An 18,243-nucleotide genomic window follows, 5' to 3' on the forward strand; every position below is an offset into this window, starting at 1 on the left:
ATTTGCGAGTTTTGTTCGAGCCACGCACTGGTCCGCCGCACTCGTATGGGTCGGCGCTGCCGGTTGCTTGTCCGCATGCGATCGGCGCCCTGGCGATGTTCCTCGGCCCTCTGACCCGGCCCACACCACCCCTCATCCGACCACCTCCGCCCCCGAGCAGCAGCCCGAGGTGCGCGTGCCGGAGGGGGCGCCGGCGTCACGCCCGGTGCCTTAAACCACGTTGGCGTCAGGGGCCTTGGCCGAGTGCGCTTTCCATCGGCTGGGCGCTGCGATTCCCGCCGGAGTTTCATAATGATCCCCCATCCATCCGCGCACTGCGGCGGCACGCCATGAAGCCCTCCGCCAGGAGCGTTACATCCACCGGGCGCGGTGGGGCGGCCGACAATTCACTCTGTCTTGCGAGAGGACTGCTCTGAACCACGTGCTCATCGTCGACGACGACGTCGACTCCGCCACCTCGCTGCGCGAACTCGTCGCTGCGGAGAGCTTCACCGTGGCGCTCGCGCACACCTTGCGCGATGCACGGCGCCAGATCGCGCTGCAATCACCTGATCTGGTGTTGCTCGACCTGCAACTGCCCGACGGCAGCGGCCTCGATCTGTTCGCCGATCCTGAATTGGTGGCGAGCTCGGAACTGGTGCTGATCACCGGCCATGCGAGCCTGGAGACGTCGATCGAAGCGCTGCGGCTCGGTGCGGCCGACTACCTCGTCAAGCCCATCGTGTTGCGCCAGCTTCAGGGGGTGCTGTCGCGCTTCATGAAGCCGGCGGCGCTGAAGGCCGATGTCGCTCGCATGAACGCCGGTTTGGCCAGCAATGGGCACTTCGGCCATCTCTGGGGCCAGGCCCCGCCCATGCTGCGCGTGTATGAGCAGATTTCTCGCGTGGCAGGCACGGCGGTCACGGTGTTCATCACCGGCGAATCGGGCACTGGCAAAGAGGTCGTGGCGCAAACGGTGCATGACCTCAGCCGCCGTCGCAAGCAGCCGTTTCTGGCGGTGAACTGCGGCGCCATCTCGCCCAACCTGATCGAGAGCGAGATCTTCGGTCACGAGAAAGGCAGCTTCACGGGGGCGGATCGGCAGCACCTGGGTTTCTTCGAGCGCGCCAACGGCGGCACCCTGTTCCTCGACGAAATCACCGAGATGCCGCTGGAGCTTCAGGTCAAGTTGCTGCGGGTGTTGGAGACCGGCCGCTTCATGCGCGTGGGCTCCACCCAAAGCCAGGAGGCCGACGTGCGCGTCATCGCGGCCACCAACCGGCTGCCCGAGGTGGCGGTCAGCAGCGGGAAGCTGCGCGAAGACTTGCTCTACCGCCTCAACGTGTTCCCGATCGAACTGCCGCCCCTGCGTGAGCGGCTGTCGGACGTGGGCTTGCTCGCCCAGCACTTCCTGGAAGCGATCATCAAGCAAGAAGGGCACACCAAGCGCTTCACCCGCGCAGCGCTGGATCGACTGGCGAACTACCGCTGGCCGGGCAATGTGCGCGAGCTACGCAATGTGGTGCAGCGCGCCTACGTGATGGCGGCCGGTGAAGACATCAGCGACGAGTGGTTGCCACGCCCGCAAGGGGCCGGCACGCCTTTGGTCGGCGGTGCCGCGCTGCCCGCGCCAACGGCCGATCCGGTGCCGGCTACCGAGAGCGTGCCGGTGGCTGCCTTGCCGTCCGCTGCGGCCTCGGCCGGGCAAGTCGGCGCGCCGAGCGCCGATCCGGCGACGATGGTGTCGCTGCCGGTTGGCACGTCGATGGCGCAGGCCGAGAGGGCCCTGATCGAGGCCACGCTCCGGTACCACAAGTTCCAGAAGGAGCGGACTGCGGCCGTGCTGGGCATCAGCCTGAAGACGCTCTACAACCGGCTGAAGGAATACGCGGCGGACAGCGAAGACACCCCGACGTCGGGCTGACCTCGTCGCTTCCACGTCGGCATGCGGCTTGCACCCTGGCGGGTCATGCCGACGCGAGCCAATTCCCCTTCGCCCACCGACACGCCAAAGATTCCCCCAGGGCCCGGCGGTACCGAACCCCCGTTGCGCGCTCGGCGTGGCAAGGCTGCGAGAGCCGTGGCTTCACGTGACGTTCAGTCGGATGCTCTGCTGCAGAGCCCTTCACGCATTTGCAAAGGGCTGGCCTGGGTCAGCGACAGTGAGCCTGGCATTCGGCGGCGGCGGCGTGGCGAGCATTTTGTGTACCTGTTGCCGAGCGGGCGGCCAGTTCGCGACGAGGCCGTGCTGGTTCGCATCCGCCGACTCGCGATACCGCCGGCCTACCACGACGTGTGGATCTGTACCCGCGAGGACGGCCATCTGCAGGCCACCGGGCGAGATGCGCGGGGCCGCAAGCAGTACCGCTACCACCCTGATTGGCAGGCGCATCGGGGCCAAACCAAGTTTGATCGGCTGCGGGCCTTCGGCCAAGTGCTGCCGGGATTGCGTCGGCGTGTGGCTCGTCGCCTGGGCACGGCCGCTGAGCCAACCCGCGAGCGGGTATTGGCCACATTGGTTCGATTGCTCGACACCACCTGGATGCGCATCGGCAATGACGAATACGCCCGGACGAACGGCTCGTTTGGTCTCAGCACACTGCGCAATCAACACGCTGGCGTGAAGGGGCCGGAGCTTCGCTTGTCGTTCGTGGGCAAGAGCGGCGTCAGGCACGAGGTGCGGCTGACGGACAGGCGGGTGGCAGGCGTGGTGCGGCGCTGCCAAGACCTGCCGGGCCAGGAACTCTTTCAGTATCTGCATGAAGACGGCACGCCGTGTCGCCTCGGCTCAGCCGATGTGAATGCATGGCTTGCCGATGCCACCGGGGCCCTGCATGCGACGGCGAAGGACTTCCGCACTTGGCACGGCAGCGTCCAGGCGTTGGCGCTCACCCTGGCCGCCTGCCGTGCCGATCCTGCTCCCAGCCCAGCTGCCATCGTGGCTGAAGTGGCCAGGCGCCTGGGGAACACGCCTGCCGTTTGCCGCAAGGCTTACATCCACCCCCAGGTGCTCGCGCTGGCCAACCGGGTTGGTGACGCGCAGGCCCGTGCCGAGCTGCTCTCGCAGGCATGGGTGACGTCGCCACCGGCAGCGCCTGGGTTGGTGCTGGCCGAGCGCCAGTTGATGGGCCTGTTGAAACGACTGCGCGTCTGAGGTCGTCCGTCGGGAACATGGCTTGCCGAAATCGAGGCCACCCAGTGGCGCCCGTGCCTCACGGGCGTGCGACCACAGCATCAACTGAAGGCCTCCCGTGCGAATCGCCTACATCACTGAAACGTTTCCGCCAGAGATCAACGGTGTCTCGTTGACCACCGCCCGTGCGGTGCACCACTTGCGTAGACAGGGCCATGCGGTGCAGGTCATCCGGCCCCGCCAGGCGCATGAGGCGACCGGGTCGCTCGAAGACACCGGGGAGTTTGGCCACACCGTCGACCCGCTCGAATGGCGCACAGCCGGCGCCCCGATCCCGATGTACCCCGGTCTTCGATTCGGCTGGGCGACTTCGGGAGGTCTGCGCCGTCTTTGGCGGCGCCACGGCGTTCCTCAATTGGTGCATGTGGCCACGCCAGGCCCACTCAGTTGGGCCGCCCTTCGCGCCGCCCGCGCCCAAGGGCTGCCGGCCACGGCGGATTTCCGGACGAACTTCCACGCCTACAGCCAGCACTACGGCCTGGGATGGTTGCAGCCGGCGGTGCTGGCCTATCTGCGCGGCCTGCACAACATGGCCCATCTCACCTTCGTGCCGACCTTGTCGCTGGCGACCGAGCTGGCGCACCGTGGGTTCGCGCGCCTGTCGGTGATCGGCCGGGGTGTCGATGCCAGCGTGTTTTCGCCGGCCGAGCGTGACGAGGGCCTGCGCCGCGCCTGGGGTGTCGGGCCTGACGACCGGGTGTTGCTCTACGTGGGGCGGTTGGCCGCCGAGAAGAATGTGTCCCTAGCGCTGGACACCTTCGAATACCTGCGGCGCCGCCAACCCGGGCTGCGCATGGTCGTGGCGGGCGAAGGGCCGTGGCGCGCCCGCTTGGCGGCAGCGTATCCCGAGGTGCGTTTCGTCGGCGTTCAACGCGCCAGCGCGTTGGCCCGGTGCTATGCCAGCGCGGACGTTTTCCTGTTTCCCAGCCTCACTGACACCTTTGGCAATGTCGTGCTCGAAGCGCTCTCCAGCGGCCTGTCGGTGGTGGCGTTCGACAGCGCAGGCGCCAGCACCCTCATCGAGTCGGGCTACAACGGCTGGCTTGCGACCCCCGAAGACCGGGCGGGGTTCTTCCGCGCTGCCGAGCTGGCGCTGGACGAGTCTGCACCGCACGGCGCGTTGCGCCAACGGGCCCGCACGCTCGCGCTGAGAAGCGATTGGGAGACGGCACTGCAAGGCTTCGAGCAGCAATTGCAGTCGGTGGTCGAGCAAGTGATGTCGCCTCGGCGCGAGCACCATGCCGCGCTGGCTTGACAGTGGATGGCACTACAGCGCCGCGCTCGACGCCCGCTGGGCCCTGGCGCTGCATCAACACGTCGATCAGCCCGCGCTTCGGCGGTTGATGGTCTGGTGCAGCCGGTTTGGCGATGGCCACCTGTGGGGCGCGTTGCTGCTGGTGTTGCCGCTGGCCGGTGGCGCCGCGGGTTGGCGTTGTGCGAGCCTGCTGGCGAGCGTGGGCGCTGTCAATCTGGCCATCTACTGGACGATCAAGGCGTGGACCCGTCGCTCTCGCCCCTGTGCCCAATGCCCGGGCATCCGGGCCTGCGCGCCCATCCCCGATGTGTTCAGTTTTCCGAGCGGCCACTCTCTGCATGCGGCGGCCTTTGCGCTGCTGCTGTCGGCCTACTACCCTGCTTTGGCGCCGCTGCTGTGGTTCTATGCGCTGCTGGTGGCCATGGCGCGTGTGGTGCTGGGCTTGCACTACCCGAGTGATGTGCTGATGGGTGGTCTCATCGGCATCGCGACCGCGTCACTGGCGCTGTATGGATGGGGGAATTGACCATGGCGGCCGTGCCTCGACCGCTCACGCCACGGGCATTTCGGTGCCGTTGTGGGCGACCGGTTTTCTTCCGCAACAGTGAATGCCTGGCCTGCCACACGCCGCTGGGCTACGACCCGGCATTGCGGCAACTGCTGCCGTTGGAGCCATCTGGGCCCGCGGCCTCGGGCGACGGCGCGATGACGTTGTGGCGCGTCTGCGGACGGCCCCGCGGCAGGCTCTATCTGCGCTGCCCCAACTTGAATACCGCTGCCGGCTGCAATTGGCTGGTCGATCTGGCTGATGACCACGCCACGTTGTCGCCGGGGCAAGCACCGCTGTGCCGTTGCTGCCGGCTTACCCGCACCTTGCCGGATCTGTCGGTGGCAGAGAACCGAACCTGGTGGTTGCGCATCGCCCAGGCCCAGCGCCGGCTCGTGTCCGCCTTGATGGGCCTGGGCCTGCCGGTGAAGGCCAGGACAAGCGAAGACCCAGCGCGTGGCCTGGTGTTCGATGTCCTCGTCAGCCTGCCCGGCCAGCCCCGCGTGATGACGGGGCATGCCGACGGTGTGATCACGCTTGATGCGGAGGAGGCCGACGACGCCCGGCGCGAGCAGCGCCGCACTGCGATGGGCGAGCCTTACCGCACCTTGCTCGGCCACTTGCGCCACGAGACCGGCCACTACTACTGGCAGCGATTGGTGCAAGGGCACGGTGACGAGTCGGGCCCTTGGATCGATGTCTTCAGGCACACCTTTGGCGACGAGCGGCAGGACTACGCCGCGGCCTTGCAGGCCCACTACCAGCGCGGCGCACCGGCGGATTGGCCCGAGCGCTTTGTGAGCGCCTACGCGAGCTGCCATCCGTGGGAAGACTGGGCCGAAACCTGGGCCCACTACCTGCATCTGCGTGACACGCTGGATACGGCCCGCAGCTTCGGCGTCGACGGCGAAACCGTGGAGTTGAGCTACGAACGTTTCCAACGGGCCGACCTGGGGCCGGCTGGCGACGAAGATGCACAGGCGCCCGCCTTCCTCACCCTGGTCAACGGGTGGATGGAGTTGTCAGGCGTGCTCAACGAGCTGTCGCGCAGCATGGGCGTGCACGACTTCTACCCCTTCGTGCTGTCCAAGCCGGCGCTGCGCAAGCTTCATCTGGTGCACCGGGTCATCGGCGCACCGGCCTGAGCGCCGGCTCGCTGCTCGAACGGGCCGCGGGCTTCAGCGTTGCCCGGCGCGCGGCGGCGGGCGGCTGCCTGAACGGTCGAGATGGCGGAAGGTGATGCGCCCCTTGCTCAGGTCGTACGGCGAGAGTTCAAGCGACACGCGGTCGCCGGCCAGGATGCGGATGTGGTGTTTCTTCATCCGCCCGGCGGTGTAGGCCACGAGGCTGTGGCCGTTGTCCAGAACGACGCGGTATCGCGAGTCGGGCAGCACGTCTTCGACCTTGCCGTGCATCTCAATCAGTTCTTCTTTGGCCAATGGGCGTCCTTGGTGGCACCGGGCTCGGCCCGGCTGGGTTGTTGAAGCCAGTGGATGCCTTGCTGGATGGCGTACCGTAGCGCGCCCTCCCGCGTGGCAAACAGGGGCAGGAATCGCATCACCCGGTCATGGGTGCGGCTTCCGTGGCCGCTGCGAATGGATACCGATGCGGCGTAGTCGCCGGCCAGGGTCTTGGTCGTCAGGGGTGAGACAAGGTACTTGCCCACCGAGAACGACGGTTCTCGAATGGTGATCATGAAATGCGCAGCACATCGCTGCGCGAAACGGGGTACGAGAGTCGAGAGGCGAAGCGTCTCGCTCAAAGGTGGCCGCTGGATGCGGGCCGGTGGGGCTGGCGCGGGCAATGAAGGCCGGCCCGAAGGGTGCTCGCCGCTGCTGGCGTCTGACCTCCGACAACACGGCGAGGTGCTGCGCGGCGAGCTGGAGACGGCAGCCAGGCGGCCGTCGCAGGGTCAGATATCAGGGCCGCCTGCAGAACAGCAGCGCAGCCACGCCGCGACAGAGAGCGAAATCACGGCGAATGCCCGAGTCTACCCCATGCACCCGTCGCGCGGGCTGTCGCTGTATGAAGCCCTGCGTGCCGATGTCTCGTTGGAGCCCTCAGAGAAATCGCGGCGATGGCACCTCTGGCCGACCGGTGCCGGGTGTACGATGGTTCGTTCACCCATTCGTGGCGCGGTGCTTCTGCGCAGTGCCTTTGAAGGTGATCCGGTGCTGCGCCTGATCGCGTGGCCACCGCCCCTTTCCCGCCCCCGAAAGGAAGCCATGAGGCATGGATCTGCGGCGCTGCAAGCGTCGCGTCTGGAGAGCCTGCGAAATTCGCTGCTCGAATCGATCGACATGCTGCGCCGTCGCCGGGCGAACGAGATTCCTCAAGGGGACATCGACGATTACGTGTCGCTTGACTGGATCGAATGGCATGGCGGCACGTTGCGGCTGACGGTGGTGGGCGAAAACATCCGCCGGCAACTGATTCGGCAAGCCCCCCGTCCTGCTTGAAAGGCGGACGCGATGCCCTTGTCTGAAGACGCCTATTGGGCCGAAGAGGGCGCGCGAGCCGCCCGCCGTGGCCTGCGCTGGGACGCCAACCCCTTCCTGAAGCGCGAGAACATGCCGGCCGCGACGGGCGATTCACCGCCCGAGTGGGCACGAAAGCATGACGCGTGGCAGCGTGGCTTCGACGGTGACGAGCCGAGCCTGCCGACGGTGGCATGGGCACAGGTCTCGCCCAGTCGTTCAGCGGAATTGCGCGCCGCGTTCGACCTCTCCTGAACGGCGACTTGGACCGCCCAGGCTCGCTCAGACGGCGCGGGACTCGGGTCGTCTTGTCTGGAGCAGGGCGGGCTGGCGCTGAGGATCTGGCAGCCACTGATCGAGCCGCTGCAGCACCCGCTGCAAGTCCAGCGGCTTGTACCAAGTCTCCACGAAGCCGCAGCGGCGGCCGTCGAAATGTCTCTCGGCCGTCACCGCCACCGCCGGCACCTGGCGCCAGTGGTAGCGCCGTCTGAGCTCAGGCAGAAGATCACTGCCCCAGACATCGGGCAGTCTCATGTCCAGCATCAGCAGGGCTGGCCGGATGTTGGCCGCCAAGGCGGCCGCTTCGCTGCCGCTGGACGCCACCACCAGGTCGAGATGGGGGCGCAAGCGAAAGAGGGCCTGCATCAACAGCGCATTGGTCGGCTCGTCTTCCACATAAAGCACCTGCGGGCGGCCGGGCCGGCCGTACATGTCCAGTTCCATTGAGAGCTCCCTGCATTCCGGGATGCTCTGGCAATCGACATGCCGCCTCCGCCGGCCTCCGCAGGCGGACACGCACGACGGGCTCAGGGTTGCCGGCGAAGCAGGTCGTCGCGCCGCTCCGCGTCGAGCCCCGGTGTGTTGTGCAGATCGGTGTCGACCTGGCCTTCTTCCAGGTCATCAAAGGCACGCTTGATGACCGGCGACGGTTCGGGTGCCGTGTGCTGAGCCGTTTCGTCGCGCTCATGAGGCATCAGTGCGTCCGGGTCGCTGCCGTCGGCGATCACGTCGGGTTTCAGGTCGTTGGCATCGCGGCGGGTGGCAGTGGTCTGCGGAACACCGGGTTGGGAGGCCTTCATGGTCAGTCCTTTCGGCAATCTTTGCCCGATGACGTCGGGCTCGTCGATCAGCTTGTCGGCAGGCTCCATGCCTGCGATGCCAACCGGGATCCGAAGCACCGCAGACATGGGCATGTGGATTGCTGAATTTGTGCCGAGCGAGCACTTAGGAGAGGGCCTTCATCGCCGAACGTTCTCCCGTGCAGCAAGGACATTGGTGAACTGTCAACCCGGCTCGAACGCCCAGCCCCACGAACGAACGTTTGGCTCCGACCTTGACGACGATGCAATGCGTCTGATGCAGGCTGAGCTGAAACGATCGAACGATCGCTATGCCGACCTGTACGACCATGCCCCGGTGGGGTATGTGACGCTGGAGCGGGGAGGGCACATCACCGAAGCCAACCCGCTGGCGGCGTCGCTGCTGGGTACCCCGCTGGAGCACTTGTCGGGTCGAACGCTCATGTCTTATGTGCATCGTGCACACGTTGGTGATCTGCATCATTACCTGTCAGCGCTTGCCGCTGGGGAAGATCCCGGCACTCTGGAAATTCGCATCGTGCCGGCAGATGGCAGGACCGCAGACGTCGCGTGTTGGGTGGCGTTGGAAGCCGGGCGGGCCTCCCGCGGCAGGCAGAAATCGAGCGAGGCCCGCATCGCGCTCATCGATATCACCGACCGGGTACGCATGCAGGAGCGCGTGAGCCGGCTCGCGGCGATCGTGGCGTCGTCAGGCGACGCGATCATCGGTCGCGACTGTGACGGCCGCGTCGACTCATGGAACGACGGCGCCCGGCGGCTGTTTGGCCACGACGCGGCTCAGATGCTGGGGCGCCGGCTTGACGAGCTGGTGCCGCCAGAGCTGCGTGCACAAGAGGCCGATCTGTTGCACCGGCTCGGAAGGGGCGAGCGGGTGGCGCATCTTGAAACTGAACGCCTGTCCCGCCAAGGGCAGCGGGTGCCAGTGTCGATGAGCCTGTCGCCCATCCATGACGACTACGGCCATGTGGTGGGTTCGGCAATGATTGCGCGAGACGTCACCGAGCGGCGCCGATCCGATCGGGCGTTGCGCGAGCGCGTGCGCCAGCTGGATGTGTTGTCGCAGTCGGGGCAGGCGTTGATCCTGGGCGAACAGGATCCGGCCACCATGCGGCAGGAGCTGCTCGAGCGCGTCCGTCTGGCCGTGGGCTGCGAGATCTGCCTGGACTATCGGGTCGGGAACGATGGTCAATCGATCGTGCTGCTGTCGCACATCGGGCTGAACGAAGCGCAGCAAACGCTGCTGGGCGAGGTGCCGATGGATGAATCGCCATGCGGCGTGGCCGTGCGCCGCAAGAGCCGTGTGGTGGTGGATCATGTGCAGGACAGCCCCATGCCGCAGGCGCGTCGACTGCAGCAGGCCGGCGCACGCTGCTATGTCGGGTATCCGCTCGTGGCGCACGGCCATGTCTTCGGGGTGGCCGCGTTCATCTCCACCAGCCGGGATCGGTTTCGACGTGGCGATCTGCTGGTGGTCAAGGCGCTGTGCGACCAGGTGTCGGCCATGCTGGAACGCAGCGAGCTGATGGCGCGACTGCGTCACAGCGAGCAGACCATGCGCGAGGCGGCCCGCGCGAAAGACGAAATGATCGCCACGCTTGCGCACGAGCTGCGCAACCCGCTGGCGCCCATCCGCAACGCGGTGGGCATCTTGCGGCGAGATGTTCTGAACGACCCCGCGCGCGTCGTCTGGTGCCGCGACATCATCGAGCGCCAGGTGTCGCAGATGAGCCGGTTGCTCGAAGACCTGCTGGACGTGAGCCGCCTGACTCGCCACAAGGTCGAGTTGCGGCTCGAGAAAATCGATCTGAAACGTGCCCTCGACCAGGCGATGGAAGCGACCCAGCCGATGCTGGAGGCCCGGGGCCAGGCGGTGCGCATCGAGATGCCCGGGTATCCGTTGTGTGTGGAGGCCGACCTCACTCGGCTCACCCAGGTGTTCGTCAACCTGCTGAACAACGCGTCGAAGTACTCGGAGCCGGGCAGCGCCATCGAGCTGCGATCCTGGCGAGAAGACGACACGGTTTGTGCCAGCGTGAGGGACAGCGGCATCGGCATCTCGCCCGACCAATTGCCCTTGGTCTTCGACATGTTCTCGCAGCTGGCCCCGGCCATCGAGCGTTCGGGCGGGGGCCTGGGCATCGGGCTGGCCTTGGCGCGCGGCTTGGTTGAGCAACACCGTGGGCAACTGGACGCGAGCAGCGCCGGGCCGGGGCAGGGCAGCGTGTTCACCGTTCGCCTGCCCGCCTGTGAGCCGGTGCTGCCTCGACCGTCGCAGCTGCAGGCCGAATTGATCGCGCCGCCGCGCCGGCGCTGGTTGGTGGTGGACGACAACATCGATGCCGCGCAGACCCTCGCGACGATGTTGTCGTTGCACGGGCAGGAGGTTCGCGCCGCGCACAGTGGTTTCGAGGCGTTGCAGATGGCCTCTGAGTGGCGGCCGGACGTGGCTGTGCTCGACATCGGCATGCCCGGGCTCAATGGCTACGAGCTGTGCGCGCGGCTGCGCCAGCTGTTCGGCGCCAGACCGCCGCTGTGCATCGCCTGCACCGGGTGGGGCCAAGCCAGCGACCGCGACGCCGCTCTGGTGGCGGGGTTTGACCATCACTGGGTCAAGCCGATTGAGTACGAGGCACTGCTGGGACTGCTCGACAAGGTGTGATCCGGAGCCACCGCGGGCCGAGGTCGATCGGTGCAGGCGCCTCGCAGCGTAGGCGGATGCAGCGACCTGCGTTCTGCGATCAAGGGCCGGGCATTCCGATTGCCCAAGGCCGCGAGGGTGGGCCGGCTGGCAAACCCTCGCTGTACTGATTGAGGCCTGCCATGTCCACTCTGCCGGTGAACCGTGTCGATTCGCTCCCTGCCGATGCGTTACCGCCCGGGGGTGGGCTGGCTTCACCGACGCCGGTGCGATGGGGTGACGGTGCCCTGGTCGGCCTGTTCGCCATCGCCCTGATCGGGCTGTTGAAGGCGGCCTCGGCCGTGCTCGTGCCGATCAGCGCTGCGCTGGTGCTCACCTTTGTCTTTGCGCCGGTGGTTCGGAGACTGCGGCGGCACGGCATCCACGAAGCAGCAGGGGCGGGCATCGTGGTGGTGGCGTTGATCGCCACCACGCTGCTCGCGTTCAGCTCCCTGGCGGGGCCGGCCACGCAATGGTGGGAGCGCGCGCCGACCACCCTCGCCCAACTGATGGACCGCTTCGATCACCTTCGGATCGGCTCTCGCAACGAGGGTCAGCGCGAGACGGGGGGGCCGATCCCACCAGCGCGATCCGGCGCTGCCAGCGCCACGCCACCGCAGGCCTTGCCTTCGGATTCGATCAAGGAACAGCTGGCCACCGAAGGGGTGGCGCTGACGCGGGTGGTGATCGGCCGGCTGCTCTTCTTTTGCGTGTCGGCGGCCGCCACGGTGATCCTGCTGTACTTCCTGCTCGCGTCGGAGCATTGGGTGGTTTCCCGCAGCGTCGAGGCCATCCCGCGGCGGCGTTCGCGTGCCTTGTTTCTGGGAGGCCTTCGCAGCGTTCAGCGGGAGATCTCGCACTTTCTCAGCTCGCTGGCGCTGGTGAACTTCGGCGTGGGCTTGGCGATGATCGTCGCCACGTGGTGGCTCGGTTTGCCGAATCCGGTGCTGTGGGGCACGGTGTCCGGCGCCTTGAACTTCATCCCCTACCTCGGGCCGATCATCGCCTCGGCGCTGCTGTTGATGGCCGGCATCGTCACCTTCGACACGCTGCCGGCCATGATGGCGCCAGCGGCCGCGCTGCTGATCGTGCACGGTATCGAGAGCAACTTCATCAGCCCGTTCTTCGTCGGCAAGCGCCTGTCGCTGAGCCCGGTCTCGATGTGCCTGTCGGTGATGTGCTGGGGTTGGCTCTGGGGCATGGCCGGGGCCGTCATGGCGGTGCCCATCCTCGTGGCGGCGCGGGCGGTCTGCAAACGGCGGCGCAGCCTGCGTCTGTGGCATGTCTACATGGAAGGTTCGGTGCGGCCAGCGTCCAGCCTGCGGGCCCTGCTGCGTGGCAAGCACCGCGCCGAAACGCAGCGACTGGCCTGAGCGGGGGGATCTGCCTGAGGCTCGGGCTCAGGTGCCACCGCGGCGGCGGCGTATCACCAGCGCGATGGCTCCCAGGCCTGCGATCATCATCAGCAGGGCCGATGGCTCGGGAACGGCCACCACCGAGCTCCAGGGGCCCCAGCGGTCGTGTGACGCGATGTCCAGGGCCAGCGGCAGGGGGGCATCGGCAAGGGGCAGCGCGGGCGCCGCTGGATCGTTGATCTCGGGCCGCAGTGGCGGTGCCGGCACGAAGACGAAGTCACTGGCAGCCCAGAGCGTGGTGCCTGCCGTGTTGCCGGCCGCGGGGGCGACCATGCCGCTGGCCGATGCGAAGTCGATGCGCTGCGCCCAGTCGCTTGTGCCCCAGTCGCCCGTACGGTGGGTGTGGCCATTCAGGTAGACATCGGGCACGCCGACCCCGTGGGGTGCCTCGGCTTGTCGAGTCGACGTGAGCTCATGCTGAGGCGCCTGCGCCTGCGCCTGCGTCAGGGCGCTGGAGGCCCACACCAGAGCGGTGGTGGCTGCCCGACTCATCAGCTTCATACCTTCTCCTTGCGGTCGTCCTGCTCGCGCTTGGCGCCACCCGTGGACCCGCATGGCGTCGTTGGCGGTCGAGACCTTCACATGGCAATCGACACGCCCAATCGTCAACTGCCGGCCGTGCCCATGCCGTGTTTGCGGATTCGGTCACGCAAGTTGGGAGCCGCGCAGGCTGCTCAGGTCGCGGCTGCGCGGCGGCGCAGCGTCACCCCCGGGTGGGTGCGCAGGTTTTTCGGCAACTCTGTCGGGAACAGCCTTGCCTTAGGTGCGCGTCTGCTGGAGATCCGGTCGGTCTTGAAGTGTTTCAGGCCCCACCGCTCGATGCACAGCGGTGCGCCAGGATGCTGGCGAGGCATCCTGGCGCGGGCGTTGCTGCAGCGAAAGGCGCTTCAGCTCTTCTTGTCGAAGCGGTCCAGTTCCATCACCTTCGTCCACGCCTTGGCGAAGTCATCAGCGAACCGCTGGCCGGCGTCGCGTGTGGCGTAGTGCTCCGCCACCGCACGAAGCTCGGAGTTGGAGCCGAAGATCAGGTCGACCGGTGTGGCCGTCCAGCGCAGCGCCCCGCTTTGACGGTCACGGCCTTCGTACAGCCCCTCGGTGGCCGATTTCGACCAGCGGGTGGACATGTCCAGCAGGTTCACGAAGAAGTCGTTGCTCAGCCTGCCGGGCTGCTTCGTCAGCACGCCGTGAGAGGTGCCGCCGGCATTGGCGCCCAGGGCGCGCAGGCCACCGACCAGCACCGTCATCTCCGGCACGCTCAAGGTCAACAGATCGGCCTTGTCGATCAGCATCTCGACCGGCGGCCGCGGCGCCTGCGCGCCGTAGTAGTTGCGAAAGCCATCGGCCGCCGGCTCGAGCAGGGCGAAGGAGGCGACGTCGGTTTTGTCTTGCGTCGTGTCCATGCGGCCGGGCCGGAATGCCACCTTCACCGGCGTGCCGGCCGCCTTGGCTGCCGATTCCACCGCGGCGCTGCCCGCCAGCACAATCAAGTCGGCCAGCGAGACCTTCTTGCCGCCCTTGGCGCTGGCGTTGAACGCTTGCTGGATCTTCTCGAGTTGCGACAGCACACGTGCCAGTTCCGCGGGATCGTTGACCGCCCAATCCTTCTGCGGCGCCAGCCGCACGCGCGCCCCGTTGGCGCCCCCTCGCATGTCAGAGCCGCGGAACACGGCGGCCGAGGCCCATGCCGTGCGCACCAGTTCGGCCGTGCCGAGCCCCGAGGCCAGCACCTGGGCCTTGATGCGCTCGATGTCGGCCTTGTCGATCAACGGGTGATTCACCGCTGGAATCGGGTCTTGCCAGATCAGCTCTTCTTTCGGCACCTCGGGGCCGAGGTAGCGTGCGCGAGGCCCGAGGTCACGGTGGGTGAGCTTGAACCAGGCTTTGGCAAACGCCAGCTCGAACGCCTTGGGTTGCTCGGCAAAGCGACGGGCGATCGGCTCGTACGCTGGATCGAAACGCAGCGCCAGGTCGGTGGTGAACATGATCGGCGCATGCCGCACATCGGGGCGATGGGCGTCGGGCACCAGCGTCGCCGCGGCGGGGTCAGAGGGCACCCACTGCGTGGCCCCGGCAGGGCTCTTTGATGGCACCCAGTTCCACGAGAACAGGTTCGTGAGGTACTGGTGGGTGAAGCTGGCCGGGCTCGACGTCCAGGCACCTTCCAGGCCCGAGGTCACGGTGTCCTCCGCGCGCCCCTTGCCGCATCGGTTGGCCCAGCCCAGGCCCTGGGCTTCTGGCGGGCTGGTGGTCGGGTCGCCACCCACGCAGGAATCCGGCTTGTGCGCGCCGTGGGCCTTGCCGAAGGTGTGGCCACCCGCGATCAGGGCCACCGTCTCTTCGTCGTTCATGCCCATGCGCCCGAAGGTCTCGCGGATGTCCTTGGCCGCCGCCAGGGGGTCGGCGTTGCCGCCTGGCCCTTCCGGGTTCACGTAGATCAGGCCCATTTGCACGGCGGCCAGAGGCTTCTGCAACTGACGGTTGGCGCCGTGGCGCCCGTCGGCCAGCCAAGTGCGCTCGGGTCCCCAGTAAACGAGATCGGGTTCCCAATCGTCGGCGCGGCCACCGCCGAAGCCGAAGGTCTTCATGCCCATCGATTCCATCGCCACGGTGCCTGCCAGCACCATCAGATCGCCCCACGAGATGCGGGCACCGTACTTCTGCTTGATGGGCCACAACAGCCGACGCGCCTTGTCGAGGTTGACGTTGTCGGGCCAGTTGTTCAAGGGGTCGAAGCGGATCTGCCCGCCGTCGGCACCGCCCCGGCCATCCAATGCGCGGTAGGTGCCGGCGCTGTGCCAGGCCATGCGGATGAAAAGCGGCCCGTAGTTGCCGTAATCGGCGGGCCACCAATCCTGGGATTGGGTCAGGGTCTTGCGCAGATCTTCCTTGACCGCATTCAGGTCGAGGCGGCTGAACTCGCGCGCGTAGTCGAAGCCGGGGCCCGCAGGATCCGAAGCGGGGTGGTGGCGGCGCAGTGCCGACAGATCAAGCCGCTCGGGCCACCACGCCTGGTTGGACATCGGCGCCGCTGCGCCGGACGCGCCATTCGATGGCGCATCCTGCGCGGCGGTGGCCGGCCGGGTGTACAGGCCGGCGAGGGCCGCGGCGATGGCGAGCGACAGCGCCAGGGGCCGGGTGTCAGGCAGCCAGCGGGCGCGTTGGCGTGTGGGGGTGTGACAGTGAAGGGCGCTCATGGGTCTCCTCTGGGATTCGTTGGAAGTGACGAACCCAGTCTAGGCACGGCCCTGTTCTCACTGCGAATTGAATTTCACTACCTGTGCGATTGAAAGAAACTCGTGTCGGAATGCGACGGCATCGCGCGTCAAAGGCGACATGGGCGCATGGTGTCGAAAGACACTAACGCTCGAAAGAAGTGGCTGATAAAGCCCTGGTCGGGAACTGTCTCATCCGACGCTTTCGTGGCCTTCGGCGACATGGAGAAATGGGCGCTGGCGGCGGAGCTCTTGGGCCACGTCACCCAGCCGCACGGGGCGCCGGCCTTCGCGCAAGGCGTGCGCCAGGATGCCGGCCCAGCAACGGCGCACCATCGAATGATCCGCGTCGCTCGGGTGCAGTTCGAGTCGCAAAAGCGGCGCGGGCCGCAGCCACCACGACAGCGCGCTGTTCCAGGCTACCGAGGCCAGGCGACGCCATGCGGCACGGGTGCTGAAGACGACGCTGCGGGCCGCCAACCACTGTGAACCGGGCAGCACCATGAACCGATTGAGCGTGCAGGTGTAGGCGAAGCCGGCCCGCTGGACGGCCCGCCACGCGGAGGGGCTCAGCAACCATGCCGGCGCGACAAACCCGCGCATTGGCAACCCGAGAGCCGAGGCCCAACGGCGGCCGAGTTCGATTCGCGCGGCCGCCTCCTGGTGGCCGAGCGCGGCGAACTCGCCTTCGCCGGCGGTGTACCAGTGTCGACGCACATGATCAATCCAACTGCTGGCGCGGGGCCCGTCGTCTTGATGGGTGAGCCCGTGCAACGCGAGTTCGTGGCCATGCTGCGCCAGGCGCCTCAGCAATCGAACGAAGTCGGGGGTGGCGGGCTGGCCGTGCATCGCCGGCACCACCAACAGCGTGAGCTTCAGTGCGACGCCTTCGCGTTGCGCGACGCGCCGCACTTCAGACATCACACGGCGGCAGGCGGGCCACGTGGCCGGTGACACATCGTGCAGCACCACACTCAGACAGCGGTCCATTCGCGGCCTCCTGACAGCAGAAGCGGGCGAGTGAGGTGCGATGAATCGGTGTCCAGCGCGCCGCGTTCGAGCAGCCGCAGGTAGCGCTGCGACAGGCCGTCGATGACCGCAGTCCAGTCATGCGACCGGGCGCGCTCCAGCCCGATCCGAATCGACGCGTGGTCGCGGCTGACGAGGGTGGCGCGGATCGCTTCGGCCCAATCGGCAGGGCGGCGCGACGTGAGCGTGCGGCCGACGCCGTCGACCAGTTCACCGAGGCCCGCATGCGCGCTGGTGACCAGCGGGGTACCGCACGCCATGGCTTCGAGAGCGGCCAGTCCGAAGGTCTCTTGATCGCCAGCGTGGACGAATGCATCGCCACTGGCCAGCAGGCGCGCCAGCTTGGCGTCGTCGTGCTGCGGGGGAAACGTGATGACGCGGCGGCCCCGGGGTGGACGAGGGCCCGCGCCCATGGCGATCAGCACGTGACCCGGGCCCAGCAACTCGACAGCCTGGGCGAGCAACTCGAGGTTCTTCTCGGGCGCGAAACGGCCGGAGTAGACCAGGAGGCGGGTGTGAGGTGCGAGACCCAGGCGATGCAACAGCGCTCGACGCCAGCTGGCATCGGCCGCCTCGGGCCTGAACACCTTGGTCGATACCCCCAGCGGCTGATGACGGGCGTGTCGCACGCCGAGGCTGCGGAGCATCTCGGTCATGCCAAGGCTGGGGGCGAGTACCAGATCGAAGCCGGCATAGACGCGTGCCAAGTAGCGCTGGGCTTGCCGCGCTGCCCAACGACCATATCCGCGCCGAGCCAGGCGATCGCCAACCCAATGCGCCACCATGTCAGGCAGATTGCTGTGGCAGAAGGCGACGGTGGGTACCTGCAACGCCCTGGCCGCATCGAGTGTCGACCAGGCCAGTGTGAAGGGATCGGCCGATTCGATGATGTCGGGGGCGGCCTGCTCAATCAACCGCGCGGCGCGCTTGCGATCGGCCACGAACCGGTAACCGCCCGACCCCGGAAGGGTCCAGCCTCCGCTGTCCACGAAGCCAGGCCCCTGGACGCCGGGCGCCAGCAGCGTGTGGCGCCAACCTCGCGACACCAGGGCGCCTCGCTTGGTACTGATGACCCGACGAACACCGCCGCATCCCTGGGGTGCCCAGAACATGGTGGCATCGAGCAGATGAGGGCCGTCGGCAGGCGGCTTCTCGGGCACAAGGGCGGCATTGACGGTCGCAGGCATGGTGCAAGGTGTTCAGTACGGTGCGGGCGTCTGTCTGTGGCGGGGCAGTTGATCTGGCGCCCCAGGCGCGTAGCGCCCGCCATCCGTCGATCGATCTGCGGTAAGGGCTACCGGCTGCCGGCAGTTCTTGCCCGCCGGGCGCCGGTCGAGCCACGGCCGCGTGGGCCGTGGC

At 67.5% G+C, this 18,243-nt stretch carries 17 protein-coding genes; 9 read left to right on the forward strand and 8 right to left on the reverse strand.

Annotated elements, in window-relative coordinates:
- Positions 1–412 precede the first annotated feature (412 nt).
- From AACH06_RS01210 to AACH06_RS01230, 5 genes are all read left to right on the forward strand, one after another.
- The gene (locus tag AACH06_RS01210) at positions 413–1,903 is read left to right on the forward strand and encodes a sigma-54-dependent transcriptional regulator (RefSeq protein ID WP_341424217.1); all 1,491 of its coding nucleotides are present in this window, start codon (positions 413–415) and stop codon (positions 1,901–1,903) included.
- A gap of 279 nt (positions 1,904–2,182) precedes the next feature.
- Positions 2,183–3,133 (forward strand): DNA topoisomerase IB, encoded by a 951-nt coding sequence (locus tag AACH06_RS01215; protein ID WP_341423762.1) that lies wholly within the window; start codon positions 2,183–2,185, stop codon positions 3,131–3,133.
- Positions 3,134–3,230: 97 nt separating this feature from the next.
- A complete protein-coding gene (locus AACH06_RS01220; protein WP_341423763.1) occupies positions 3,231–4,427 on the forward strand; it encodes a glycosyltransferase family 4 protein in 1,197 nt (398 codons plus the stop codon).
- A complete protein-coding gene (locus AACH06_RS01225; protein WP_341423764.1) occupies positions 4,411–4,953 on the forward strand; it encodes a phosphatase PAP2 family protein in 543 nt (180 codons plus the stop codon). The genes AACH06_RS01220 and AACH06_RS01225 overlap by 17 nt, the downstream gene beginning before the upstream one ends.
- Positions 4,954–4,955: 2 nt before the next feature.
- Positions 4,956–6,119 carry a zinc-binding metallopeptidase family protein gene (locus AACH06_RS01230; protein WP_341423765.1) on the forward strand — a complete coding sequence of 388 codons (1,164 nt, stop codon included), beginning with the start codon at positions 4,956–4,958 and terminating at the stop codon, positions 6,117–6,119.
- Positions 6,120–6,152: 33 nt separating this feature from the next.
- Here AACH06_RS01230 and infA read toward each other — a convergent pair whose 3' ends face one another.
- Positions 6,153–6,413: a translation initiation factor IF-1 gene (gene infA, locus AACH06_RS01235; RefSeq protein WP_341423766.1), complete on the reverse strand. Its 261-nt coding sequence runs from the start codon at positions 6,411–6,413 to the stop codon at positions 6,153–6,155.
- A complete protein-coding gene (locus AACH06_RS01240) occupies positions 6,395–6,670 on the reverse strand; it encodes a hypothetical protein (RefSeq protein WP_341423767.1) in 276 nt (91 codons plus the stop codon). Before AACH06_RS01240 ends, infA begins: the two co-directional genes overlap by 19 nt.
- On the opposite strand from AACH06_RS01240, the gene AACH06_RS01245 reads away from it, so the two are divergent.
- Positions 6,660–7,433 (forward strand): hypothetical protein, encoded by a 774-nt coding sequence (locus AACH06_RS01245; protein ID WP_341423768.1) that lies wholly within the window; start codon positions 6,660–6,662, stop codon positions 7,431–7,433. The two genes, AACH06_RS01240 and AACH06_RS01245, sit on opposite strands and share 11 nt — an antisense overlap.
- A 12-nt stretch (positions 7,434–7,445) precedes the next feature.
- Positions 7,446–7,706, forward strand: coding sequence for a CrpP-related protein (locus tag AACH06_RS01250; RefSeq protein ID WP_341423769.1), 261 nt, complete (start codon positions 7,446–7,448; stop codon positions 7,704–7,706).
- Positions 7,707–7,733: 27 nt separating this feature from the next.
- Here AACH06_RS01250 and AACH06_RS01255 read toward each other — a convergent pair whose 3' ends face one another.
- A complete protein-coding gene (locus AACH06_RS01255; RefSeq protein WP_341423770.1) occupies positions 7,734–8,174 on the reverse strand; it encodes a response regulator in 441 nt (146 codons plus the stop codon).
- Between the two features lie 83 nt (positions 8,175–8,257).
- Positions 8,258–8,530 (reverse strand): hypothetical protein, encoded by a 273-nt coding sequence (locus AACH06_RS01260; RefSeq protein ID WP_341423771.1) that lies wholly within the window; start codon positions 8,528–8,530, stop codon positions 8,258–8,260.
- A gap of 196 nt (positions 8,531–8,726) precedes the next feature.
- On the opposite strand from AACH06_RS01260, the gene AACH06_RS01265 reads away from it, so the two are divergent.
- On the forward strand, positions 8,727–11,210 hold the full coding sequence (locus tag AACH06_RS01265) for a hybrid sensor histidine kinase/response regulator (protein ID WP_341423772.1): 2,484 nt from the start codon (positions 8,727–8,729) through the stop codon (positions 11,208–11,210).
- A 161-nt stretch (positions 11,211–11,371) separates the two neighbouring features.
- On the forward strand, positions 11,372–12,601 hold the full coding sequence (locus tag AACH06_RS01270) for an AI-2E family transporter (protein WP_341423773.1): 1,230 nt from the start codon (positions 11,372–11,374) through the stop codon (positions 12,599–12,601).
- A 27-nt stretch (positions 12,602–12,628) separates the two neighbouring features.
- On the opposite strand, the gene AACH06_RS01275 is transcribed toward AACH06_RS01270, so the two are convergent.
- The 4 genes from AACH06_RS01275 to AACH06_RS01290 all read right to left on the reverse strand — a co-directional run bounded on the left by AACH06_RS01275 (position 12,629) and on the right by AACH06_RS01290 (position 18,071).
- Positions 12,629–13,144, reverse strand: a complete 516-nt coding sequence (locus AACH06_RS01275; protein ID WP_341423774.1) for a PEP-CTERM sorting domain-containing protein — start codon at positions 13,142–13,144, stop codon at positions 12,629–12,631.
- Between the two features lie 386 nt (positions 13,145–13,530).
- Positions 13,531–15,837, reverse strand: a complete 2,307-nt coding sequence (katG, locus tag AACH06_RS01280) for a catalase/peroxidase HPI (RefSeq protein ID WP_341423775.1) — start codon at positions 15,835–15,837, stop codon at positions 13,531–13,533.
- 210 nt (positions 15,838–16,047) lie between these two features.
- Positions 16,048–16,845 carry a DUF2334 domain-containing protein gene (locus AACH06_RS01285; protein WP_341423776.1) on the reverse strand — a complete coding sequence of 266 codons (798 nt, stop codon included), beginning with the start codon at positions 16,843–16,845 and terminating at the stop codon, positions 16,048–16,050.
- Positions 16,830–18,071, reverse strand: a complete 1,242-nt coding sequence (locus AACH06_RS01290; protein ID WP_341423777.1) for a glycosyltransferase — start codon at positions 18,069–18,071, stop codon at positions 16,830–16,832. The genes AACH06_RS01285 and AACH06_RS01290 overlap by 16 nt, the downstream gene beginning before the upstream one ends.
- Positions 18,072–18,243: the final 172 nt, after the last annotated feature.

The sequence above is a fragment of the Ideonella lacteola genome (genome assembly GCF_038066555.1).
Lineage (GTDB): Bacteria > Pseudomonadota > Gammaproteobacteria > Burkholderiales > Burkholderiaceae_C > Ideonella > Ideonella lacteola.